This is a genomic window from Rhizobium johnstonii 3841, assembly GCF_000009265.1.
GTDB lineage: Bacteria > Pseudomonadota > Alphaproteobacteria > Rhizobiales > Rhizobiaceae > Rhizobium > Rhizobium acaciae.
On sequence record NC_008380.1, the window covers coordinates 3,746,296 to 3,769,746 of the forward strand.

The following is a 23,451-nucleotide window of genomic DNA, read 5'->3' on the forward strand; positions in this document are numbered from 1 at the left end:
AATGACCAGACCCAAGACGATTGCCATTCTTGCCGTGCCGGGCGTCCAGCTTCTCGACGTCTCGGGACCGCTCGATGTCTTTGCCGAAGCCAATGTGCAGACAGGCCGCGAGATCTACCGGCCCGTGGTGATCGCCGTATCTCATGGTCATATCCGCAGTTCCTCCGGCGCTCGGCTGGTGGCGGATCACGTCATCGGCGACAATATCGGCGCGGCGGATACGCTGCTCGTTGCCGGCTGTCCCAATGCGGCGGAGATCCAACCAGATGCCGCGATGATCGCCTGGCTGCGCTCGGCAGCGCCCGCGGCAAGGCGATACGGCTCCGTCTGCAGCGGTGCATTCCTGCTTGCCGCGACCGGCCTGCTCGACGGCCGCCGCGTCACCACCCACTGGGCTGTCGCGGACAGGTTGGCCGCAGCCTATCCTGACATCACGGTGGAGGCGGATGCCATCCATGTGAGGGATGGCCAGTTGCGGACCGCGGCCGGTGTCACCGCCGGGCTCGATCTTGCGCTGGCGCTCGTCGAGGAGGATCTTGGCCATGAGATCGCCATGAAGATAGCGGGCCAGCTCGTGATGTTCTTCAAGCGGCCGGGTGGGCAGATGCAGTTCAGCCGCAAAGGCGAGGCAGCGCCTGCCGGCCGCTCGGCCCTGCAGGAGGTCCAGCGCTGGATCGCCGCCAATCCCGCGGTCAACCACAGCGTCGCGACGCTGGCGCAGCGAATGGAATTGAGCCCCCGCCACTTCGCTCGGCTGTTCCGCGACGAGGTCGGCATGACACCCGCCGCCTGGGTGGAGGCGGCGCGCATCACCGCCGCACGGCGGCTGCTGGAAGAAGGCCATGCGCCTAAGCAGGTCGCCGTCGAATGCGGCTTTGCCGATGCCGATACGCTGCGCCGAGCTTTCGCAAGGCAGATCGGTGTGACGCCTGCCGAGTATCGCAAGCGCCACGCCAAGGTGCATCTCGGCGCGCTGGAAAATGTCTGAACCCTGCCGTTACCGAAGGCCGTGCCGCGCGATTAACCACGTCGCTGGTTCTGGGGCAGATGTCACGGAGTTGCCCATTTTGCATCGGATGTGTCTGCCGCTGCACCGATCAACTCGCGGCTATCAGGACGCAAAATGAAACCGCTTCAAAGCCTGCTGTTTGCCTGCGCTGTCTTCGTTTCCCTGCATCAGGCAGCATCCGCCGCGGAGAATTTCATCTACACCAGCTCCGGCGAGCTCGAGGCGTCGAAAGCGCTGCTCTCGCGGCCGGATATCTCAGGCGTCCAGATCGTCTACAACTGGAAGAGCCTGGAACCGGCCAAGGGCCAATACGATTTTTCGGAGATCGAGAAGGACCTGGAACTCGCAGAAAGCCTGAACAAAAAACTCTTCATCCAGGTCCAGGATCGCTTCTTCGAGCCGAAGGCGCGCAACATTCCAGGGTACATGTTGAACGACCCGGAATATGACGGCGGCCTCACTGCCCAGTTTGACAATCCGGGCGAAAACAAGCCGGTCGGCTCCGGCTGGGTGGCGCAGCAATGGAACCCGGCCGTGCGCGAGCGTTATCAGGCGCTGTTGAAGGCGCTGGCCGAAAGGTTCGACGGCAAGGTGTACGGCGTCAACCTGCCGGAGACGGCGATCGACCTCGACCCCAAGCACGAGCCGAAGGGCTATAGCTGCGACGCTTATTTCGAGGGTGAGATGGCAAACCTCGCCTTTGCGAGGAAAGCCTTCGCCAAGTCGATGGTGGTGCAATACGTCAACTTCTGGCCCTGCGAATGGGAAAACGACCATAATTACATCGGCCGCCTTTTCGACTTCGCGGCGAAGAACAATATCGGCCTCGGCGGCCCCGATATCGTGCCCAATCGCAAGGCGCAGATGAAGAACTCCTACCCCTTCTTCAACAAGTACAAGGGCAAGCTCGCCTATGTCGGCATGGCCGTGCAGGAGCCGACGCTGACCTACAAGAACCCGGCGACGAAGAAGCCCTTCACCAAAGCCGAATTCACCGCCTTTGCTGGGGATTATCTCGGCGCGAACGTGATCTTCTGGAGCACGGCGACGCCGTGGTTGAAGAAATAGCGAACCAGCTCGCGGAAACGAGCGGGGCTACGACGCGGTTCTCATCGCCTCTACCCCTCGCTCAGTGTTCGCCGGACAGCATTCTTCCAGCCCCTGAGCTTCGCCGCCCGCACCTTCTCGTCCATGTCGGGCTCGAATCGCCGATCGCGTTTCCAGGTCGCCGAAAAACCGCCCCGGTCCGGCCACACCCCTGCCCGGCTGCCGGCGAGCCAGGCAGCCCCCAGCGCCGTCGTCTCGAGAATGACCGGGCGGTCGACCGGGGCATCGAGCAGGTCGGCAAGGCGCTGCATCGTCCAGTTAGAGGCGACCATGCCGCCGTCGACGCGCAGCACCGTGTCCTCGGTGCCGTTCTTCCAGTCCTTCTGCATGGCGTCGAGCAGATCGCGGGTCTGGTAGCAGACAGCTTCCAATGCCGCCCGGGAGAATTCCGCCGGCCCGCTGTTGCGCGTCAGCCCGAAGATCGCGCCGCGCGCCTTGGCATCCCAATGCGGTGCGCCGAGGCCGGTGAAGGCGGGCACGAGATAGACCTCTTGCGTCGGATCGGCCCTTTCGGCAAGCGCGTTGGTCTCCGCCGCGCTGCCGATGATGCCGAGCCCGTCCCGCAGCCATTGCACCGCGGCGCCGGCGATGAAGATCGAACCTTCCAGCGCATAGGTCGTCTCGCCGTTCAGGCGGTAGGCAATGGTGGTCAACAGCCGGTTTTTGGACCGCACCATATCGGCGCCGGTATTGAGCAGCGCGAAACAGCCGGTGCCGTAGGTTGATTTCATCATGCCCGGCGCAAAACACGCCTGGCCGATGGTCGCTGCCTGCTGGTCGCCGGCCACGCCGAGGATCGGGATAGCCGCACCGAAAATATCAGGATCGACCGTGCCGAAATCAGCGGCGCAATCCTTGACCTCCGGCAGCATGGCGGCGGGGACCCTCAGAATATCGAGCAGATCGTCGTCCCACGCATTTTCGGCGATGTTGTACATCAGCGTGCGCGAGGCGTTGGTGGCATCGGTGACGAAGCTCTTGCCACCCGTCAGCCGCCAGATCAGGAAGGTGTCGATCGTGCCGAAGCAGAGATCGCCCCTGGCGGCGCGCGCCCGCGCGCCCTTCACGTTAGCCAGCATCCAGGAGAGCTTGGTGCCGGAAAAATAGGGATCGAGGATCAGCCCGGTCTTCTTCGTGAACAGCCGCTCGAGATCCTGCCGTTTCAAATTGTCGCAATAGCTTGCCGTACGCCGGTCCTGCCAGACGATGGCATTCTGGATCGGCCGGCCCGTTTCGCGCTCCCAGACGACGACGGTCTCGCGCTGGTTGGTGATGCCAAGCGCTGCTACATCTTTCGCCTCGATCTTCGCATCGCGCAGCGCCATATGAACGGTGGAGACGACCGAATCCCAGATCTCTTCGGGATCATGCTCGACCCAGCCGGAGCGCGGATAGATCTGGGTGAATTCCTTCTGGCCTTTGCCGGCGACATGCATGTCGCCATCAAAGACGATCGCCCGCGTTGACGTCGTTCCCTGATCGATTGCCAGAACATATCCGCTCATGAAAACCCTCCCTCAGCATGTCAATTGTCGAACCAAATCAATAGGACACGGATGCGGGCGAGAAAAGCGAATAAAGCGGAATTGCCAGCCCGCCGGCTTTGGGCATACCTTCGCAGCCAACGCTGCAACGCAGCATCGCGATTTCAGGGAGAACAGCATGAGCAGAACAGTCGTCGTCACCGGTTCCACCAGCGGCATCGGCCTTGCGATCGCCACTGCCTTCGCCGAAACGGGCGACAACATCGTCATCAACGGTTTCGGAAAGGCCGATGAAATCAAGGCGATCGTCGAACGGCTTGAATCATTGTCCAAAGGCCGGGCGCTCTATCATCCGGCCGACATGACGAAGCCCGCCGAGATCGCCGACCTGATCGAAACGGCGGCGAAGACCTTCGGCACCGTCGATGTCCTGGTCAACAATGCCGGCATCCAGCATGTCGAGAAGATCGAGGATTTCCCGATCGAGAAATGGGACCAGATCATCGCGATCAATCTGTCGAGCTCCTTCCATACCATGCGCGCCGCGATCCCGCTGATGAAGGCGAAAAAGTACGGCCGCATCATCAACATCGCCTCCGCCCACGGGCTCGTTGCCTCCCCCTTCAAATCCGCCTATGTCGCGGCAAAACATGGTATATTGGGCCTGACCAAGACGGCGGCGCTGGAACTTGCCGAATTCGGCGTAACCGTGAACGCCATCTGCCCCGGCTACGTGCTGACGCCGCTCGTCGAGAAGCAGATACCGGATACAGCCAAGGCGCGCGGCATGACCGAGGAACAGGTAAAGAGCGAGGTCATCCTCAAGGCGCAGCCGACGCATGAATTCGTCAAGGCCGAGGAAATCGGCGCGCTATCGCTCTACCTTGCCAGCGACGCGGCCCGGCAAGTGACCGGAACGCATATCTCGATTGACGGTGGCTGGACGGCGGCTTAACCATTTGGAAAAACAACCGGGAATATCATGAACGACAGTATCCGCTTCATCCTGAATGGCGAGGACATCGCGCTCACCGATGTCAGGCCAACCGAGACGCTTCTCGATTTTCTGCGGTTGAAGCGACGCCTGACGGGCACCAAAGAAGGATGCGCGGAGGGCGATTGCGGCGCCTGCACCGTACTCGTCGGCCGGTTGGCGGACGGCAAGCTCGCCTATGAATCCGTCAATGCCTGTATCCGTTTCATCGGCTCTTTACACGCCACCCATGTGGTAACGGTCGAGCATCTGGCCGGCAGGGACGGCGCGCTGCATCCAGTGCAGCAGGCACTGGTCGATTGCCACGGCTCGCAATGCGGCTTCTGTACCCCGGGCTTCGTCATGTCACTTTATGGTCTCTGGCTCGCCAAGGAAAAGCCGAGCCGCCAGGAAATCGAAAAGGCGCTGCAAGGCAATCTCTGTCGCTGCACGGGCTACGAGCCGATCGTCAAGGCCGCCGAGCAGGTGAGCCTGATGCGGCCGAGCACGCTCTTCGATCCGCTGGAACGGACGCGCTCTGAAATCGTCGCGCGGCTTTGGGCAATGCAGGCGAGTGGCACGATCAGGATTGCGAATGGCGAAGACCGGCTGATCGTGCCGGCTTCTATCCAGGCGCTGGCCGAGGTCCTTTCGCAGGAACCCGACGCAATTATCGTCGCCGGCGCGACCGATGTCGGCCTCTGGGTGACGAAGCAGATGCGCTGGCTGAGCCCGGTCGTATTCATAAATCATTTGAGCGAATTGCAGTCGGTTACGGAAGGTGAGGATGGCGTCACCATCGGCGCCGGCGTCAGCTACACCAAGGCCTTCGAGGCGATTTCTCAGAAAATCCCGGCGTTCGGCCGGTTGATCGATCGCATCGGCGGCGAGCAGGTGCGCAACATGGGCACGATCGGCGGCAACATCGCCAACGGCTCGCCCATCGGCGACAGCCCGCCGCCGCTGATCGCACTCGGCGCGACGCTGACGCTGCGGTCCCTGGAGGGCCAGCGCAGAATGCCGCTCGAGGATTTCTTCATCGCCTATGGCAAGCAGGATCGGAAGCCCGGCGAATTCGTCGAGAGCGTCTTCGTGCCCTATCCGGCAGCAGCCAGCCGCTTTGCCGCCTACAAGATCACCAAGCGCCGCGACGAGGACATCACTGCCGTGCTCGGCGCCTTCCTGCTGACGCTCGACGAGGCCGAAATGATCACCGGCATCCGCATCGCCTTCGGCGGCATGGCGGCAACGCCGAAACGCGCCCGCACGGTGGAGGCCGCGCTGATCGGCAAACCATGGACGGAAGCGACGATCGAGGCAGCCCGCCCTGCCTTCGACGCCGACTACCAGCCGCTGACCGACTGGCGCGCCTCGGCCGAATACCGCCAGTTGACGGCGAAGAACCTGCTGACGCGGTTCTATCTGGAAACGGTTGGAGCGCCGGCGGAGCTGAAGCGGTTTGAGGAGGTGGCATGATGGTTTGTTTCGCTAACTGGCCACCCACAGTCACCACATCGCCCCTCACCCTAACCCTCTCCCCGCCTGCGGGGAGAGGGGACGTGCCCTGCGAGAGGTGGCGAGGAACGGAGACGGCGCAGCATATCCCTTCTCCCCGCAAGCGGGGAGAAGGTGGCGGCAGCCGGATGAGGGGCCGCCGTCAAAACGGTGCCGGCCGTAGAGGACGCCGCTAATGGACAAATCCACCTTCGAAGACCGCAAGGCCATCATCGCCGGCCCGATGCACGGCTCGCTGCGGCATGATTCAGCGCATAAGCACGTCACCGGAACCGCCGATTATATCGACGATATTCCAGAACCCGCAGGTCTGCTGCATGGTGCCCTCGGCCTCTCCGACCGGGCGCATGCCGAAATCCTCGGCATCGACCTTTCCGCGGTCGCCGCCTATCCCGGCGTCGTCTGGGTTTTCACTGGCAAGGACGTGCCCGGGGTCAACGACGTCAGCTCCAACGGCAGCCATGACGAGCCGCTACTGGCCGAAACTTTAGTTCAGTTCCACGGCCAGCCGATCTTTGCCGTCATCGCCGAGACGCGTGATGCCGCCCGCCGCGCCGCGCTGCTGGCAAAGATCGACTATCGTGACCTGCCGCACTGGAGCGATATCGACGGCGCGCTCGCCAATGGAAGCCCGCTGGTCATCACCCCGATGACGCTGCACCGCGGCGAGCCGGAAACGGAAATGACGAATGCCGCCATGCATCTGAAAGGTCAGATGCGCATCGGCGGACAGGAGCATTTCTACCTCGAAGGCCATATCGCCGTGGCGATCCCAGGCGAGGACGACGAGGTCACTGTCTGGTCTTCGACACAGCATCCAAGCGAGATCCAGCACATCGTCGGCCACGTGCTCGATATTCCTTCGAACGCCGTGACCGTCAATGTGCGCCGCATGGGCGGCGGCTTCGGCGGCAAGGAGACGCAGGGCAATCAGTTCGCAGCACTTGCGGCGATCGCCGCCAAGAAGCTCGGCCGCGCGATCAAATTCCGCCCTGATCGCGACGAGGATATGAGCGCCACCGGCAAGCGCCACGATTTCCTCGTCGATTACGAACTCGGCTTCGACGCCGAAGGCCGCATCCATGCGGTCGACGCTACCTATGCGGCGCGCTGCGGTTTCTCCTCCGACCTCTCGGGACCGGTGACCGACCGTGCCCTCTTCCATGCCGATTCCAGCTATTTCTATCCGCATGTGCATCTGACCTCGAAGCCGTTGAAGACGCACACCGTCTCCAACACCGCCTTCCGCGGTTTCGGCGGGCCGCAGGGCATGCTCGGCGCCGAACGCTTCATCGAGGAGATCGCCTATGCCCTTGGCAAGGATCCGCTCGATGTCCGCAAACTGAATTTCTACGGCCAGCCGGGTTCGGAGCGCACACTCACCCCCTACCATCAGGAGATTGAGGACAATATCATTGACCGCATCGTCGAGGAGCTGGAGGAAACGGCCGAATACCGGGCGCGGCGCAACGCCATCATCGCCTTCAACCGCGACAGCCGCTACATAAGAAAAGGCATCGCCCTGACGCCGGTGAAATTCGGCATCTCCTTCACCATGACCGCCTTCAACCAGGCGGGCGCCCTCGTCCACATCTACCAGGACGGCTCGATCCATCTGAACCATGGCGGCACCGAAATGGGCCAGGGCCTCTATACCAAGGTGGCGCAGGTGCTGGCCGACAGCTTCCAGGTCGATATCGACAGGGTGAAGATCACTGCGACGACGACGGCCAAGGTGCCCAACACCTCGGCCACCGCCGCCTCCTCCGGCTCGGACTTGAACGGCATGGCCGCCTACGACGCCGCCCGCCAGATCAAGGAACGGCTGGTCGCCTTTGCCGCCGAGAAATGGGATGTTGGACCCGCCGACGTCGTCTTCCTGCCGAACCGCGTGCGCGTCGGCGAGATCGAGATCCCCTTCCCCGATTTCATCAAGCAGGCCTATTTCGCCCGCGTCCAGCTTTCCGCCGCCGGCTTCTACAAGACGCCGAAGATCCACTGGGACCGCAAGGCCGGCCGCGGCACGCCCTTCTATTATTTCGCCTACGGCGCCTCCTGCACCGAGGTTTCGATCGACACGCTGACCGGCGAATATCTGATCGACCGCACCGACATCCTCCACGATGTCGGCCGATCGCTGAACCCGGCGATCGATTTGGGCCAGGTCGAAGGCGCCTTCGTGCAGGGACTGGGCTGGCTGACGACGGAAGAACTCTGGTGGGACGACAAGGGCCGGCTGCGCACCCATGCTCCCTCGACCTACAAGATCCCACTCGCCTCCGACCGCCCGAAGATCTTCAACGTGCGCCTTGCCGAATGGTCCGAGAACACTGAGGCCACCATCGGCCGCTCCAAGGCCGTCGGCGAACCACCCTTCATGCTGGCGATCTCGGTGCTGGAAGCACTGTCGATGGCGGTCGCGAGTGTCGCGGATTACAAGGTCTGCCCGAGGCTCGACGCTCCGGCGACGCCGGAACGGGTGCTGATGGCGGTCGAGCGGATGAAGCGGGTGTAGGAGATGGAAACGCGTCCGGCTCGTTTGTTGGTTGAGCAGGACGGGCAGAGAGTTTGGAGTGAGCGATACCCCCCTCTGTCCTGCCGGACATCTCCCCCACAAGGGGGGAGATCAGCAAGACGGTATGCACTGCGCCTCGCAACCCTGCCGCTGCATCACCAAAGTCCGACTCTACGCTACGACTTCTCTGTTCCGGGAGGCCGCCGCTGCCTCATACCGATCTCCCCCCTTGTGGGGGAGATGTCCGGCAGGACAGAGGGGGGTGACACACCTACCAACGCATCGACCATCCACCGATGACCGACATCCTCCCCTTCCTCACCGCCCACCCCGACGCGATCCTGATCGACATCACCGGCACACAGGGCTCGACCCCACGTGAGGCCGGTACCTTCATGCTGGTATCGCAAACTGCAATGTGGGGCACGATCGGCGGCGGCCAATTCGAGTTCATGGCGCTCGCCAACGCGCGGGACATATTGGCGGGAACCGGCGGGATGGCGGAGATGGATATCCCGCTCGGCCCTGATATCGGCCAGTGCTGCGGTGGGCGCACGCAATTGCGGTTTCGCCGGGTGACGCAGCCGGTTGCCGAGGAAATCGAGGCAAGGCTAACCAGTGAGATCGAGCGCCTGCCCGAGGTCTATCTCTTCGGCGCCGGCCATGTCGGCCGGGCGCTGGCAACGGCCCTTGCGCCGCTGCCACTGTCGGTGACCGTCGTCGAGACGCGGCAGGAGGAACTGGCCAACCTGCCTCCCGAGACGAAGACGCGGCTCATGCCGATGCCCGAAGCGCTGGTGAAGGATATTCGGGCTGGCGGCGTGGTCGTCATCCTGACGCACGACCACGCGCTGGATTTCCTCATCGCCCGCGAAGCGCTGGAAAGAACGGATCTCGCCTATGCCGGCATGATCGGCTCGGCGACCAAGCGCGCCACCTTCGCCAGCTGGCTTTCTCGTGAAGGCGGCGGCGAGCGTGGCTGGCTCAAGCGGTTGACGCTGCCGATCGGCGGCGCAGCGGTCAGGGACAAGCGTCCTGAAGTGATCGCCGCCATGACCGCCGCCGAGATCCTGACGGCGCTTGGCGCCTACCGCATGCGCTCGTCTTCGTAATAGGGATCGCGTCCGTCCAGGAAACCGAGATCGCGCTTGACGCGATCGGGCGCCGTGTCGAGATCGAGGCCGGGCATGCGCCAGATCCGCGCCAGCCGACCGCCGATGCGCCGAAAAATTCCGATGGTCTGCTGCGGCGGGCTCTGTTCGCTAACATAGCAATCCATGACATCACCTCGATGGTTTGATGGTATGAGTTGCAGTTTGCGGTCAAAAGTGCTGCAATTCCAATCGAACAACCGTCTGCCTGCATCAAGAGAACTTATCCATGAAACTCTCCAAACAATTCCCGCTGAATGCGTTGCGTGTCTTCGAGGCCGCTGCCCGGCTCGGAAGTTTCACCAAGGCGGGCGACGAACTCGGCATGACGCAGACCGCCGTCAGCTATCAGATCAAGCTGCTGGAGGAGAATGTCGGCGAGCCGCTCTTCCTGCGCCGTCCCCGCCAGATCGCACTGACAGACACCGGCGAGCGGCTGGCGCCGAAGGTGACCGAAGCTTTCGCCATGCTGCACGACGCGATGGCGACGGCGCGCGACAGCGTCGAAGGCACGCTCGCCATCAGTTCGACCCATACCTTCGCCTCGAAGTGGCTGGCGCCGCGCCTTGGCTCCTTCCACTTGAAACATCCGGCCATCGCAGTGCGCTTTCAGGCGAGTTCGGATATCATCGACTTCGCTCGCGAGCAGATCGATGTCGGCATCCGCTGGGGCGACGGCAACTGGCCGGGGCTGGCGCTGCACCGGCTGATGGGCCTGGAGTTCACGCCAATGCTGAGCCCGAAGCTGGCGGAGGCGGCAGGCGGCATCAGGGAGCCGCGCGATCTCCTGAACTTCGATCTCTTCGACGCCGGCGACATCTGGTGGAAACAATGGTTCGAGGCTGCCGGGGTCACGGAAACGGATCTCGATCGGCGCCCGCGCAACCAGCTTGGCTCTCAGGCAGTGGAAGCCGATGCGGCGATCGCCGGCCATGGCGTCGCCATCCTTCATCCTGCCTTCTATGCGGCCGAGATCGCGCTCGGCCGGCTCTATCAACCCTTCGAGCTGACCCGCAGCGACGGCAAGGCCTACTGGCTCGTCTACCCGGAAAACCGTCGCAACGTGCCCAAGATCAAGGCCTTCCGCAACTGGATCCTCGAAGAGATGAAGGCAGCCGGAAATTGATGCATGTCACCTAAAATGTGCAGCCATTTTCGGACAACGACATGCCGGACCCGGTTCGTGAGCCGGGTCCGGTCCTGTTGCTCGGCTTCAAAATCCCATTTCCGGCGCATAGAAACAGCGCGGCGTATCCTCGTTCGGGAACAGACAGAGATGATAGTCGTTGTCGCCGGATTGCATCGCCTTCGTCATCGGCAGCAGGAAGACATGAGCATGCGTGACCAGCCGGTGGTCGCCCGGCATCAGCGTCACTCGATATCCGCCTGGCGTCACCGCCACGCTTTTCGAAGGGATCATTTGGCAATCGCCATTATGACTGTTGCCGTTGCAACAATAGGGGTCATAACTCCACCCCGAGGGTGCGTCGTGAGCCATCGCCAACGACGCATACGCAATCATCACACACGTCAGAATGCTGCGCATGGGCATCTTCTCCGTCGATGAATGCGCCGCCGATGATCCAACGGTTCTTATTTTATTCCGGCGGCCTGCAAAATAACTGTAAGCGAGTCGTCGTAGTTCAAGGTCTGCTGAATTAGCAGATCGGGCATAAGGCAGAGATAATGCACAGCCTTCTCGGCAGCTTTTAGGCACGCGACAGCAGATCGGCGATGCGGCCGCGATCGGCAGCTTCGGCAAAACCGCCGGAAATCGTCAGCGGAGCGCCGAAGATCTCGACGAGCCCGTTGCCGAGGATGAGACCTTCGCCGTCCCGGCATGTGAGAATGGGGGTTGCCGTCGTCTCGCTGTAGCGCAACAGCGCGGAGAGATAGCCGGGATCGTCGTTCAGATGCGGGAAGAATTCGAAGGGTAGGAGATCAAGAGCCGCGCCATCCTGCACCGCATCAGGCGAACCGCCGGAAAAGAGCGCGTCGACGGCGATTGTCGGCGTCATCAAAATCGCCCCGGCGCTGGTTCCGACGAGAATGCCGTCGTCCAATGCCCATGAGCGCAGCTTGTCCAGCATGCCGTTTCTGCGCAACCGTCTCAGAAAATCGCCGCTGCATAATTCTTAAATCGGAACCGATTTAAGGATAAAATTATGCAGCAATTCAAAGTACTACAGCGTCCTTAGCGCGTCTAAAAAGACGCGCGGCGCTGTAGTATGCCCACCGGAAAGATGGATGGCGTCGCAGGAGAACAGCCGGTTGATCTCCTCGTCACCGGAAAGCGCGTCGAGATCGACGAAGAGATCGAGAACAAGCCCGTATTTCGCATAGTAACGCTGTTTCTCATCGAAAAACGCGCGCTGCGGGTCCGGACCGGATGCAATATAGCCGATGCGGTTTCCGCGCGCGAGGACGAGCGCGGCAAGCTGGCGGTCCATCGGCGCGTTTTCGGCGATGACCTGATCGCTGTAGAGTGCGGTGATCATTCCATTGCTCCTTTGGCCGCGTCAGCGATTGAGCGTGTGGTCCTACAATCTCCTCTTCCCTCCCCGCCAAAATTTCCGCAATGTCACGAGTCGGAGGAAGATAGGGGAACTCGATGTATGAATATGCCATAGCATGGGAATGGCTCGCCTTCGCGGCGCGCTGGTTCCATGTCATTACCGCGATCGCCTGGATCGGATCGTCCTTTTATTTCATCGCGCTCGATCTCGGACTGGTGAAACGCCCGCATCTGCCACCCGGCGCCTATGGCGAGGAATGGCAGGTCCATGGCGGCGGCTTCTATCATATCCAGAAATATCTGGTGGCGCCCGCCCAGATGCCGGAGCACCTGACCTGGTTCAAATACGAGAGCTATTTCACCTGGATATCCGGCTTCCTGATGCTGTGCATCGTCTATTACGGCGGCGCCGACCTCTTCCTGATCGATCGCCACGTGCTGGATATCAGTCCGACCGTCGCGATCCTGATCTCGCTAGGGTCGCTTGCCCTCGGCTGGCTCGTCTACGATCTGCTCTGCAAGTCGCCGCTCGGGCGGAACACCTGGGGGCTGATGGCGGTGCTCTATGTCGTGCTCGTCTTAATGGCCTGGGGCTATACGCAGCTCTTCACCGGCCGCGCCGCATTCCTGCATCTCGGCGCCTTCACCGCGACGATCATGTCGGCCAACGTCTTCATGATCATCATTCCGAACCAGAAGATCGTCGTCGCCGACCTTATCGCCGGACGGGTTCCAGATCCCAAATATGGGCAGGTCGCCAAGCAGCGTTCGCTACACAATAACTACCTGACGCTGCCCGTCATCTTCTTCATGCTGTCGAACCATTATCCGCTGTCCTTCGGTACGCAGTTCAACTGGGTGATCGCGGCTCTGGTCTTCCTGATGGGCGTCACCATCCGCCACTGGTTCAACACCACGCATGCCAGGAAGGGCCGGCCGACCTGGACCTGGATCGTCACCATCATTCTCTTCATTCTGATCATGTGGCTTTCGACCGTGCCGAAGCTGCTCACCGGCGAAACCGATGCGGCGGCGGTCGCGCCCGCCTTCCAGCAATTCGCCGGCGATCCGCATTTCCCCGCCGTCAAGCAACTGGTCTCGACGCGCTGTTCCATGTGCCACGCGGCCGAGCCGGTCTATGAGGGTATCGTGCGGCCGCCCAATGGCGTGATGCTCGAAAACGACGCGGAAATCGCCGCCCATGCCCGCGAGATCTATATACAGGCGGGCCGCAGCCATGCCATGCCGCCCGGCAACATCACCGACATCACGCCGGACGAACGCAAGCTGCTGGTCGCCTGGTTCGAGAGCGCAGTCGAAGGCAAGAAACAATGACGACGACACTCCTGCGCGGCCGCCTGCTTTCCTTTCACCGCGCGCCGCTAAGCCTCGCCGACAGCCAAAGCTATCTTTACGAAGAGGATGGCGGCCTGCTGGTCGAAGATGGGCTGATCACGGCAATCGGCCTCTATGCGGACGTCAAGGCAAAAGCAGCGGAAGACACGGTCGAGATCGACCACCGCCCGCATCTTATCATGCCGGGCTTCATCGACATGCACCTGCATTTTCCACAGATGCAGGTGATTGCCTCCTACGCCGCCAACCTGCTCGAATGGCTGAATACCTATACCTTTCCCGAGGAATGCCGTTTCGTCGAAAGCGCGCATGCAGACAGGATCGCCACGCATTTCTACGACGAGTTGATCCGCCACGGCACGACGACGGCGGTCGCCTATTGCTCCGTGCACAAGACCTCGGCCGACGCCTTCTTCGCCGAGGCGATGAGGCGCAATATGCGCATGGTCGGCGGCAAGGTGATGATGGACCGCAATGCCCCGCAGGGCCTGCTCGACACACCCGAGATGGGCTATGACGAGACCCGCCAGGTGATATCGGACTGGCACGGCAAGGGCCGCAACCACGTCGCCATCACCCCGCGCTTCGCCATCACCTCGACACCGGCGCAGATGGAAGCGACATCAGCCCTTGCCCGCGAATTTCCCGACCTGCACATCCAGACGCATCTTTCGGAAAATCACGACGAAATCAGATTTACCTGCGAGCTCTATCCCGACGCGATCGACTATACCGACATCTATGCCCGATACGGCCTGCTCGGGCGAAAAAGCCTCTTCGGCCATTGCATACACCTGTCCGAGCGCGAGGCCGACGCGATGAGCGAGGCGGGCGCCGTCGCCGTCCACTGCCCGACCTCGAACCTCTTCCTCGGCTCAGGCCTGTTTCCGCTGAAGGCACTGGCGCGGCGGGAAAAGCCGGTCCGGATCGGCGTGGCGACCGATATCGGTGGCGGTTCCAGCTATTCGATGCTGCGGACGATGGACGAAGCCTACAAGATCCAGCAGTTGCTCGGCGAACGGCTGAATCCGCTGGAAAGCTATTACCTGATGACGCGTGGCAATGCCGAGGCCCTGTCGCTGGCGGACCGGATCGGCACGCTGGAACCCGGCACCGAGGCCGATCTCGTCGTTCTCGATGCAACGGCGACACCCGCCATGGCGCTGAAGATGGAAGTGGTGAAGACGCTGCCCGAGGAACTCTTCCTGCTGCAGACGATGGGCGACGACCGGGCGATCGCCGAGACCTATGTGGCAGGTGTTGCGTTGAAGGCGGGGCTTTGCTGACACGCCCTGTTACTCTCGAATTTGGACCGTGAAAAGCAGCACGGCACGGCCAATTTCCCGTAACGTTCCCGCGAAATTCATGTTATGGCCCGATAGTCGCATTCAGATGTGAAGGTTCAATTCATGGCCGCTCCGCTCACCATCGCCGACCTGAAAAAGCTTGCACAGCGCCGTGTGCCGAAGATGTTTTTCGACTATGCGGATTCAGGCGCCTGGACGGAATCGACCTATGCAGCCAACGAGAGCGATTTCAGCCAGATCAAGCTGCGCCAGCGAGTGATGGTCGATATGACCAACCGCACGCTGGAAACGACGATGATCGGCCAGAAAGTGTCGATGCCCGTGGCGCTGGCGCCAACCGGCCTGACCGGCATGCAGCATGCAGATGGCGAGATGCTGGCGGCACGCGCCGCCGAGGAGTTCGGCGTTCCCTTCACGCTTTCGACGATGAGCATCTGCTCGATCGAGGACGTGGCGTCAGCGACGACGCGCCCCTTCTGGTTCCAGCTCTACGTGATGAGGGACAAGGATTTCGTCCTCAACCTCATCAACCGCGCCAAGGCGGCCGGATGCTCGGCGCTGGTGCTGACCGCTGATCTGCAGATCCTCGGCCAGCGGCACAAGGACCTGCGCAACGGCCTGTCGGCGCCGCCGAAATTCACCCCGAAACATGTCTGGCAGATGGCGACCCGGCCCTTCTGGTGCCTGGACATGCTACAGACCAAGCGCCGCACCTTCGGCAATATCGTTGGCCATGCGAAGAATGTCTCCAGTATCGCCTCGCTCTCCGCATGGACGCACGAGCAGTTCGACCCGCGGCTGTCCTGGGCGGATGTCGCCTGGATCAAGGAACAATGGGGTGGCCCGCTGATCATCAAGGGCATACTCGATCCGGAGGATGCGAGGGCGGCCGTCGACACCGGCGCCGATGCGATCGTCGTCTCCAATCATGGCGGGCGTCAGCTTGACGGCGCCCCCTCATCGATCAGCATGCTGCCGAAGATCGTCGACGCCGTCGGCGACCGTATCGAGGTCCATCTCGACGGCGGCATCCGCTCCGGCCAGGACGTGCTGAAGGCCGTGGCGCTCGGCGCCAAGGGTACCTATATCGGCCGCCCCTTCCTCTACGGCCTCGGCGCCATGGGCAAGGAAGGCGTATCGCTGGCGCTCGGCATCATCCGCAAAGAGATGGACATCACCATGGCGCTCTGCGGCAAACGCGACATCAACGACGTGAATTCGTCGATCATCGACGGGCGGCAGTGACCTGCCGCCAGCGACGGACGCAGCAACGGCTCCCTAAATATCTCGATACTGGACGCTGCCCTCGGTCTTTCTAACTGCGCGTTAAGACTAGGTTGTATTTTTAGCGCCGCATCTTGAAAGCACAAAAGCGGTGCTTTATGTTTTGCCTATGGCTACCACAGGCAAGACAACGCATCCATCGCTGCTGCGCTACACGCTGGCGCCTGACGACTATGCCCGGCAGGCGCTGGACGACACCATTGCCGCCTATCTCAGGATGATCGAAATCCTGACCAGCCGCGTCGCCGACAAGGCGGGCGCCAATCTCGTCGTGCTGCATGACCTTGCCTATGAAACTGTCCGCGAGCAGACGGGCCTGCCGGCAAGGCTGGTCACGCTCGGCCTTCGCGATTTCGCCGCCAATCGCGGCGCGACCGCCGATCCGCCGCATCTGCCGCTCGACGATAAGCTCTTCGCCATCAAAGGCCCCTCGGACCTGACGATCGCCACGGTGCACGGACGCGTTGCCGTGCCCTTCGATGTCGCGGGTTATTCACGGGGATGGGAGAGTATTTTTCCGGCCTACCTCGTTGCAGGCCAGGATCGCTACGAGATTCACATCGGCGTTACGCCGAATTCCGCTCGGATGGAGGAAAACATGACGAACGAAGGCATTCTCTCACGTATGGGCCGTCTGATCGCGGGCATCGCGAATGCGGCGGTCGACAAGGCGGAAGGCGTCAACAAGATCGCCGTCATCGAACAGGCGATCCGCGAGATCGACGCAGCGGCGGATGAGGCCCGCACCGATCTCGGCAAGGCGCGCGCCGAGGAATATCGCATCCAGAGCCGCAGGGACGAAATCGTCGAAGACCTGAACGCGCTCGACCAGAAGATCCGCCTCGCTGTCTCGTCTCAGCGGGATGACCTGGCAAAGGCCGGCGTTGCCCGCCAGATCGATCTCGAATCCCAGATCGCAGCTCTGGATAAGGCGCTGGCCGATGCCAGGGAACAGCTGGACGAAGGCCAGAAAGCCTTGCAGGCCGTGCTCGCCACGCGCCGCGAGGCGGACGCTCGCCTTGCCGATTTCAAGCGCAGCATTGCCCGGCATCCCGAACAGGCCGCAACCGGTCATAGCCAGTCCGCGCCGGGCGCAGATGCTGCCCGCGCTGCCGCAGCCGTCTCGCGGCTGACCGGAGTTCCCGCTGGCGAGCATGGCCACAGTTCCGAATTGGACGAACTCGACCGACTGCACCGCGAACAGGCAATCGAAGCCCGGCTCGCACGCTTCAAGGCGGATAACCGATAACGCGATGGCACTCCTTTTCTCCCCTGAATGTGCGCCCTTTGCCATCGCCGCAGCGATCCTTGTCGGCCTGACCGCGATCGAGATGCTCGCGATGGTCATGGGTTTTTCGATGACGGAATTTCTGGGAAAGCCGGAGGTTCATGGCCATGACGGCATCCTGGCTTACCTTTCCTGGCTCAATCTCGGCGGTGTTCCCCTGCTGATTCTCATGATGCTGACGCTCGGCTTCTTCGCGATGACGGGCTTTGCGTTGCAAGCCGTCGCCAACGCCTTCTGGGCGCCGCTGCCAAGCTTGATAGCCGTCATACCTTCCGCGCTCGCAACCATCCCCATGGTCAGGGCATCGAGCAGAACCGTGGCGCGGATCGTACCGCACGACGAAACCTATGCGGTCGATCTCGACGCCTTGCTCGGCCGGACAGCCGAGGTCTCGATCGGCCCGCTCGATCAGGGACTGCCGGGCCGCGTCCGCGTCAAGGATCAGCATGGAAACTGGCATGTGCTTCGAGCCCGAGCCGCCAAGGGCGAAGGTCCGCTCGCGATCGGCGCTTCGGTTCTTCTCGTCGATCACAAGGCAAATGTGTTTATCGCCATTCCCGCGCCGGTCGACCCCACCGATGCGGACAATCAATCTTTGAGGGAGCAGCAATGATGTACGACGTTATTCTACCAGCCGGCATTGGGATTGTTCTGATCTTCGGCATCGGTTTTGTCCTCGCCTCTCTTTACACGCGCTCCAGCCGCGATGAGGCCTATGTGCGCACCGGTCTCGGCGGCCAGAAGGTCGTGCTCGACGGCGGTTCGGTCGTCCTGCCGATCTTCCATTCGACTGCCCGGGTTAACCTGAAGACACTGCGGCTCGAGGTTCGCCGCGGCGAAGGCGATGCACTGATCACCAAGGACCGCATGCGCGTCGATATCGGCGCCGAATTCTATGTGCGCGTGAAACCCGATGCCTCCTCGATTGCACTTGCAGCTCAGACACTCGGTAACCGCACCAACGACGCCGAGGCTCTCCGCATCCTGATCGAGGCGAAATTCGTCGACGGCCTTCGCTCGGTGGCCGCGACGATGAACCTCGATGCTTTGCAGGAACAGCGCATGGATTTCGTCAAGGCCGTGCAGGAAGCTGTCGGCGCCGACCTCCAGTCGAACGGCCTCGAACTCGAATCCGTGTCGCTGACACGCCTCGACCAGACCGATATCAAGCATTTCAACGCCAACAACTTCTTCGATGCGCAGGGTCTTGCGGCATTGACCCGCATCACCGAGGGACGCAAGAAGGAGCGAAACGAGATCGTTCGCGACACCGAAGTCGCCATCGCCCAGAAGGATCTCGAGGCCCGCCAGCAATCGCTGACCATCGAGCGGACCAAGCGGGAAGCCGAACTCAGCCAGGAACGGGACATCGCCAACAAATCCGCGGCGACACGCGCCGAAACCGCGCAGCAGGAGCAGGCCGCAAAACGCGCCGAGGAGGAAGCCCGCATCGCTTCCGAACAGGCGATCGCCGAACGCGAGGCATCTGCCAAACAGGCCCGCGAAAGCGCCAACATCGACGCCGCCCGCGCCGTCCAGCAACGCGAAACCGAAGCCAAGCGTGACCTCCAGATCGTGGCACAGGAAAGCGCCATCGCCGTTGCCAACAAGAGCCGTGAAGAATCCGAGGCGAAGGCGGCTGCGGAAACGGCCCGCGCGCTGGCAATAGCGGCAGAAGAAAAGGTGGGCACCGCCAAGGCGATCGAGATTGCCGAACGCGAAAAGCAGATTGCCGTCATCGACGCACGCAAGAAGGCCGAGACGGAAGCGACTGCTGTCACCGTCGGCGCCGAGGCCGAAAAACAGGCGGCAAGCGACCAGGCCGAGGCCATCAAGACGCTCGCCACCGCCGAGGCGGATGCGGCGATCATCAAGGCCAAGGGCATTCTCGAAACCGGCAAGGCCGCGGCCGAGAGCGAGGCATTGCTCAACGACGCTCGCAACAAGTTGAGCTCTGCTATCATCGAGTTCGAGATCACCCGCGAACGGATCCGCATCATTCCGCAGGCGCTCGCCGAGGCGGTCAAGCCGATCGAGAAGATCTCCGATATCAGGATATTCGACACCGGCGGCATGCTCGGCCGCGGAAACGGTGCGGCCGGCGGAAATGGCATCGGGCTCGGCGAAGGACTGGCCGGCCAGCTCCTCTCCTACCAGGCGAACAAACCGATCCTCGACAAATTGCTGAAGGAAGCCGGCTTCGAGGGCGACGATGCCATCTCATCCCTTCTTGGAAATCTCGATGGCGCAAAACCGGCAAGACCTGCAACGCCCGCTGCAGCCCCGGCAAAGCCGGCACCAAAGAAGGACTGATCGCCGCGCAAGCGGGTCTGGACCAGAACAGGATGACTTTAGGCCGGTTCGGCCTAAAATCTGAATCCTGTTCTAAATTAAATAGTTAGAGCATGATGTCGCCTGAAAACTGCTCACATTTTTCGGCATCATGCTCTATCTCACCCAACCCGTTGCCAGCGCGCCTGCCCAGTCGGCACGGCCCCTTTCGGCGGCCAGTGCCGACATCGCCATATGGTCATAGGCGACGGTTCGGAACTGCCATGTCCATCCACCCGCCGCCTTTTCCAGAATGGCATAACTCGCCAGCGGATGGCCGGCTTCCACCTTGTGATAATAAGGCAGTTCGTCGTCATAGGCCGGGCAGCCAACGCTGCCTGGATTGACGATCAGGCGACCGTCGGAGAGGCGCACAGCGCGGGGGATGTGGCTGTGGCCACAGAGGATCAGCGGCAGGTCGATGCCTTCGGCCAGCGCCTCGATCGCTTCGATCGGTTTCAGGAAGACGACACCCTCCGGCGAGACCGATTCCAGCCAGTAGCGATTGTCGTCCTTCGGCGTCGCGTGGCAGAGATAGACCTCTTCGCGATAGATGTTATCGAACGGCAGGTTTCGGATCCAACCAAGATGAGACGACGACAATTGACCGTAGGCGGCCGCATCCGAAGCATGCATTGCCGCCGGATCCTGCTCGATCAGATAGCGGTCGTGATTGCCACGGACCGACGTCAGGCTAAGCGGCATCAGCAAGTCTGCCGTCTTGCCGGCCTCGAGCGGGCCGCTGAAGAAATCGCCGAGATTGACGATCTCATTGACCTCCTGCGCACGAATATCCGCAAGCACCGCCTCGAGCGCCAGATGGTTGCCGTGAATGTCGGCAATTGCCGCAAACCGCATTTTTTAACTCCCTCGGTAAGTGGAATAGCCATAGGGCGAAATCAGCAGCGGCACATGGTAATGCGCCGTGACGTCGGCAATACCGAAGCGGATCGGCACGAGATCGAGGAAGGCGGGATGCGGCAACGGCGTGCCGCTGGCCCTCAGATAATCGCCGGCGTGGAAGACCAGTTCATAGGTGCCGGCCCGAAAATTTTCGCCGATGAGGATGGGGCCGCCGTCAACCCGGCCGTCGGAATTGGTCTCCACCGTCTTCAGATGCCTGCGAATCTCGCCGTCAAGCTGGAAAAGATCGATCCTCAAGCCTTCGGCCGGCTTGCCGAGAGCGGTGTCGAGAACATGTGTGGTCAGTCCGGTCATGGGCCTGGCTCTTTGATGATATAAGGGGTTTCGAAGAAGTATTCTTCCAGATTATTGCCCGGCCCGTCACGATCGACGACCAGGAAATCTGAGGCTTGGCCGAGCGCCATCAGCGGATGATGCCAGACGTTGCGGCGATAGTTCACGCCCTGGTCGCCGCGCGCCAGAAACACCTGCGGCCTGCCCGGGCGGCCGTTATCATCCTCGGAGACGACGACGAGAAAAGGACGGCCCGAGACCGGCGAAAAACTCTGACTGCCGAACGGATGGCGCTCCATCATGGTGACTTCATAGGGGAAGTTGCGCGGCTGGCCGCGAAAGAGGTTGATGATGACGCGCGCACCCTCGCCCGTCGCCTCGGTGGCGGCGAGCGCATGGAAACGCTCCGTCGTGCCGCCATTGATGAGCCGCATCGAGGCGGGATCGGCTTCGATCACCTCGCCGAAGGGAGCAAAGGCGGATCTCGTAAGCGGACGGATGTCGAGATGTGGGGGCAATCGCTCACTCACCTTCGGCATGCCAGTGACGGATGGCATCGATCGCGGAAAGAAGCTCCGGCAGCGTGCGATACGTCGCCTCCCAGATGTCGGAAGGATCGAGGTCGAAGACGCCGTCGAGGATACGGTTGCCCGTGCCGCAGATTTTCGTCCACGGCAGATCGGGATGCTCGGTCGCAAATTCCGGATGAGTCACCAGCAAGCGGGATGCCGCGGCACCGATGGTGAAGTGGCAAAAGGTGACCGCCTTGAAAGTGAGCTTGTCCCCGGCGAACGCCGCCCCATCCATTCCGCCGACGAAAGACAGCGCTTCGGATGCCGCCTCATACATCTCATTGAGATAGTCGATCGCGCGCCGCTCGTTCATTCAGCCTCCGGCAGCATCGTCGTCAGGCGCAGCAGCGCGATCCGCTCGACTTGCGCCGTCGCGGTCGCAAATTCTTCGTCCCTGCCATTGCCGATCCGTGTTTCGAAGGCCGACAGGATATCGTCCTTGCCGAGCCCCTTGACGGCGATGATGAAGGGAAAGCCGAATTTTTCGACATAGGCCGAATTGAGTTTGGTGAAGCGGGCATGTTCGGCCGGGCTCAAGCGGTCGAGACCGGCGCCGGACTGCTCCTTCCGGCTGTCTTCGGTGAGTTCGCCTGCTATCGCGAGGCGCCCGGCAAGGTCAGGATGGGCGCTGAGCACGCCGAGGCGCTCCTGCGGGCTTGCCGCCCGGAAGACAGCGGAAAGGGCAGCATGAACGCCGGCCGCCGTCAGCGGCTCCGTCACGTGGCCGGCGTCATAGGCGCGCTCGGCGATGAAAGGCGAATGTTCAAAGACGCCGCCGAAGCGGGAAACGAAATCCTCGCGCAACATCATCAGAGCGCTTCCGGCTGATGATGCTTGTGCCAGTGCTCGGCGATCTCGATGCGGCGCGGAATCCAGACCTTGTCATGCTTCAGCACATATTCGATAAAGCGCTTCAGCGCTGCCGCCCGGCCGGGACGTCCGACGAGGCGGCAATGCAATCCAACCGACATCATCTTCGGGCTGCCCGCCTTGCCTTCCTCATAAAGCGTGTCGAAGGCGTCCTTCAGATAGGTGAAGAACTGATCGCCGGCATTGAAGCCCTGCGGCGTTGCAAAACGCATGTCGTTGGTTTCGAGCGTATAGGGGATGATCAGGAAGGGTTTCCCGTCGACGCCCTTCACCCAATAGGGCAGATCATCGGCGTAGGAATCGGAGGAATAGAGGAAACCGCCCTCCTCCTGCACCAGCCGAAGCGTATTGTCGGAAGGCTTGCCCTGATAGAGGCCATAGGGCCGCTCGCCGGTAAGCTCGGTGTGCAGGCGCACGGCTTCGAGGATATGCTTGCGCTCCAGATCTTCAGGAAAATCCTTATATTCCAGCCAGCGGTAGCCGTGGCTGGCGATCTCCCAGCCGGCCTCCTTCATCGCAGCGACGGCCTCGGGGTTGCGGGCCATCGCCAGCGTCACGCCGTAGACGGTCGCCTGCACCTTGAGATCGGTGAACATCCGCCAGAGCCGCCAGAAGCCGGCACGCGAACCATACTCATAGATCGATTCCATGTTGAGGTTGCGCTGCCCTGGCCAGGCGGCCGCACCGACGATCTCCGACAGCAGGTTTTCGGAAGCCGGATCTCCGTCGAGGATCGAGCTTTCGCCGCCCTCCTCGTAGTTGATGACGAACTGCACGGCGATGCGTGCCTCGTCCGGCCATTTCGGATCGGGCGTCAGACGCCCGTAACCGACGAGATTGCGCGGATAAGTCTCGGATACCATCAAATCACCTTCTGAAAAGACGGGGAACGGTAGCATCCGCAGCCGGAATGTCGAGACGGAAACTGCTCCGCCGGATTTTGCCTTTACGACACAAGCCTTTAGCTCATCAGCAGA

The 23,451-nt window shown here is 61.8% G+C and carries 22 protein-coding genes and 1 pseudogene; 13 read left to right on the top strand and 10 right to left on the bottom strand.

The window, feature by feature from the left end; genetic code table 11:
• Position 1: 1 nt before the first annotated feature.
• Both RL_RS18365 and RL_RS18370 read left to right on the top strand, forming a co-directional pair.
• Positions 2 to 988, top strand: a complete 987-nt coding sequence (locus RL_RS18365) for a GlxA family transcriptional regulator (protein ID WP_011653036.1) — start codon at positions 2 to 4, stop codon at positions 986 to 988.
• Between the two features lie 135 nt (positions 989 to 1,123).
• Positions 1,124 to 2,077, top strand: a complete 954-nt coding sequence (locus RL_RS18370; RefSeq protein WP_011653037.1) for a hypothetical protein — start codon at positions 1,124 to 1,126, stop codon at positions 2,075 to 2,077.
• A 50-nt stretch (positions 2,078 to 2,127) separates the two neighbouring features.
• Here RL_RS18370 and glpK read toward each other — a convergent pair whose 3' ends face one another.
• Positions 2,128 to 3,621 (bottom strand): glycerol kinase GlpK, encoded by a 1,494-nt coding sequence (glpK, locus tag RL_RS18375; RefSeq protein ID WP_011653038.1) that lies wholly within the window; start codon positions 3,619 to 3,621, stop codon positions 2,128 to 2,130.
• Positions 3,622 to 3,778: 157 nt separating this feature from the next.
• On the opposite strand from glpK, the gene RL_RS18380 reads away from it, so the two are divergent.
• The 4 genes from RL_RS18380 to xdhC all read left to right on the top strand — a co-directional run bounded on the left by RL_RS18380 (position 3,779) and on the right by xdhC (position 9,715).
• Entirely contained in the window at positions 3,779 to 4,555 is a 777-nt protein-coding gene (locus RL_RS18380) for a 3-hydroxybutyrate dehydrogenase (RefSeq protein WP_011653039.1), read from the top strand.
• Between the two features lie 27 nt (positions 4,556 to 4,582).
• Positions 4,583 to 6,049 (top strand): xanthine dehydrogenase small subunit, encoded by a 1,467-nt coding sequence (gene xdhA, locus RL_RS18385; RefSeq protein ID WP_011653040.1) that lies wholly within the window; start codon positions 4,583 to 4,585, stop codon positions 6,047 to 6,049.
• Positions 6,050 to 6,263: 214 nt separating this feature from the next.
• On the top strand, positions 6,264 to 8,603 hold the full coding sequence (gene xdhB / locus RL_RS18390; RefSeq protein WP_011653041.1) for a xanthine dehydrogenase molybdopterin binding subunit: 2,340 nt from the start codon (positions 6,264 to 6,266) through the stop codon (positions 8,601 to 8,603).
• 296 nt (positions 8,604 to 8,899) lie between these two features.
• Positions 8,900 to 9,715, top strand: a complete 816-nt coding sequence (gene xdhC, locus RL_RS18395; RefSeq protein ID WP_011653042.1) for a xanthine dehydrogenase accessory protein XdhC — start codon at positions 8,900 to 8,902, stop codon at positions 9,713 to 9,715.
• Here the strand turns inward: xdhC and RL_RS18400 are convergent.
• Positions 9,691 to 9,882: a hypothetical protein gene (locus tag RL_RS18400; RefSeq protein WP_041936418.1), complete on the bottom strand. Its 192-nt coding sequence runs from the start codon at positions 9,880 to 9,882 to the stop codon at positions 9,691 to 9,693. The genes xdhC and RL_RS18400 overlap by 25 nt on opposite strands.
• A 101-nt stretch (positions 9,883 to 9,983) precedes the next feature.
• Here RL_RS18400 and gcvA point away from each other — a divergent pair, with 101 nt between their 5' ends.
• Positions 9,984 to 10,880 (top strand): transcriptional regulator GcvA, encoded by an 897-nt coding sequence (gcvA, locus tag RL_RS18405; protein WP_011653043.1) that lies wholly within the window; start codon positions 9,984 to 9,986, stop codon positions 10,878 to 10,880.
• A gap of 87 nt (positions 10,881 to 10,967) precedes the next feature.
• Here the strand turns inward: gcvA and RL_RS18410 are convergent, their stop codons facing one another.
• Positions 10,968 to 11,300, bottom strand: a complete 333-nt coding sequence (locus tag RL_RS18410) for a hypothetical protein (protein ID WP_003541942.1) — start codon at positions 11,298 to 11,300, stop codon at positions 10,968 to 10,970.
• A 163-nt stretch (positions 11,301 to 11,463) separates the two neighbouring features.
• A pseudogene (locus tag RL_RS37050) lies at positions 11,464 to 12,252 on the bottom strand (Type 1 glutamine amidotransferase-like domain-containing protein).
• Positions 12,253 to 12,365: 113 nt separating this feature from the next.
• On the opposite strand from RL_RS37050, the gene puuD reads away from it, so the two are divergent.
• From puuD to RL_RS18450, 6 genes are all read left to right on the top strand, one after another.
• A complete protein-coding gene (gene puuD, locus RL_RS18425; RefSeq protein WP_011653047.1) occupies positions 12,366 to 13,604 on the top strand; it encodes a urate hydroxylase PuuD in 1,239 nt (412 codons plus the stop codon).
• The gene (gene guaD, locus RL_RS18430) at positions 13,601 to 14,911 is read left to right on the top strand and encodes a guanine deaminase (protein ID WP_011653048.1); all 1,311 of its coding nucleotides are present in this window, start codon (positions 13,601 to 13,603) and stop codon (positions 14,909 to 14,911) included. Before puuD ends, guaD begins: the two co-directional genes overlap by 4 nt.
• Positions 14,912 to 15,034: 123 nt before the next feature.
• A complete protein-coding gene (locus RL_RS18435; RefSeq protein WP_011653049.1) occupies positions 15,035 to 16,177 on the top strand; it encodes an alpha-hydroxy acid oxidase in 1,143 nt (380 codons plus the stop codon).
• 130 nt (positions 16,178 to 16,307) lie between these two features.
• The gene (locus RL_RS18440; protein ID WP_011653050.1) at positions 16,308 to 17,465 is read left to right on the top strand and encodes a PspA/IM30 family protein; all 1,158 of its coding nucleotides are present in this window, start codon (positions 16,308 to 16,310) and stop codon (positions 17,463 to 17,465) included.
• 4 nt (positions 17,466 to 17,469) lie between these two features.
• Entirely contained in the window at positions 17,470 to 18,117 is a 648-nt protein-coding gene (locus RL_RS18445) for an OB-fold-containig protein (protein ID WP_011653051.1), read from the top strand.
• Complete coding sequence (locus tag RL_RS18450; RefSeq protein ID WP_011653052.1) at positions 18,114 to 19,817, top strand: flotillin family protein; 1,704 nt, start codon at positions 18,114 to 18,116, stop codon at positions 19,815 to 19,817. The genes RL_RS18445 and RL_RS18450 overlap by 4 nt, the downstream gene beginning before the upstream one ends.
• A gap of 135 nt (positions 19,818 to 19,952) precedes the next feature.
• Here the strand turns inward: RL_RS18450 and RL_RS18455 are convergent, their stop codons facing one another.
• From RL_RS18455 to puuE, 6 genes are read right to left on the bottom strand one after another with little or no spacing between them, the layout of a single operon-like run.
• Positions 19,953 to 20,693: a metallophosphoesterase family protein gene (locus tag RL_RS18455; protein ID WP_011653053.1), complete on the bottom strand. Its 741-nt coding sequence runs from the start codon at positions 20,691 to 20,693 to the stop codon at positions 19,953 to 19,955.
• A 3-nt stretch (positions 20,694 to 20,696) separates the two neighbouring features.
• Positions 20,697 to 21,053 carry a hydroxyisourate hydrolase gene (uraH, locus tag RL_RS18460; protein ID WP_011653054.1) on the bottom strand — a complete coding sequence of 119 codons (357 nt, stop codon included), beginning with the start codon at positions 21,051 to 21,053 and terminating at the stop codon, positions 20,697 to 20,699.
• Positions 21,050 to 21,571: an ureidoglycolate lyase gene (locus RL_RS18465; protein WP_028740786.1), complete on the bottom strand. Its 522-nt coding sequence runs from the start codon at positions 21,569 to 21,571 to the stop codon at positions 21,050 to 21,052. The genes uraH and RL_RS18465 overlap by 4 nt, the downstream gene beginning before the upstream one ends.
• Positions 21,555 to 21,917, bottom strand: a complete 363-nt coding sequence (locus RL_RS18470) for a HepT-like ribonuclease domain-containing protein (protein WP_003541963.1) — start codon at positions 21,915 to 21,917, stop codon at positions 21,555 to 21,557. The genes RL_RS18465 and RL_RS18470 overlap by 17 nt, the downstream gene beginning before the upstream one ends.
• Positions 21,914 to 22,414, bottom strand: coding sequence for a 2-oxo-4-hydroxy-4-carboxy-5-ureidoimidazoline decarboxylase (uraD, locus tag RL_RS18475; protein ID WP_028740787.1), 501 nt, complete (start codon positions 22,412 to 22,414; stop codon positions 21,914 to 21,916). The genes RL_RS18470 and uraD overlap by 4 nt, the downstream gene beginning before the upstream one ends.
• Positions 22,414 to 23,337, bottom strand: coding sequence for an allantoinase PuuE (gene puuE / locus RL_RS18480; RefSeq protein ID WP_011653057.1), 924 nt, complete (start codon positions 23,335 to 23,337; stop codon positions 22,414 to 22,416). Before puuE ends, uraD begins: the two co-directional genes overlap by 1 nt.
• Positions 23,338 to 23,451: the final 114 nt, after the last annotated feature.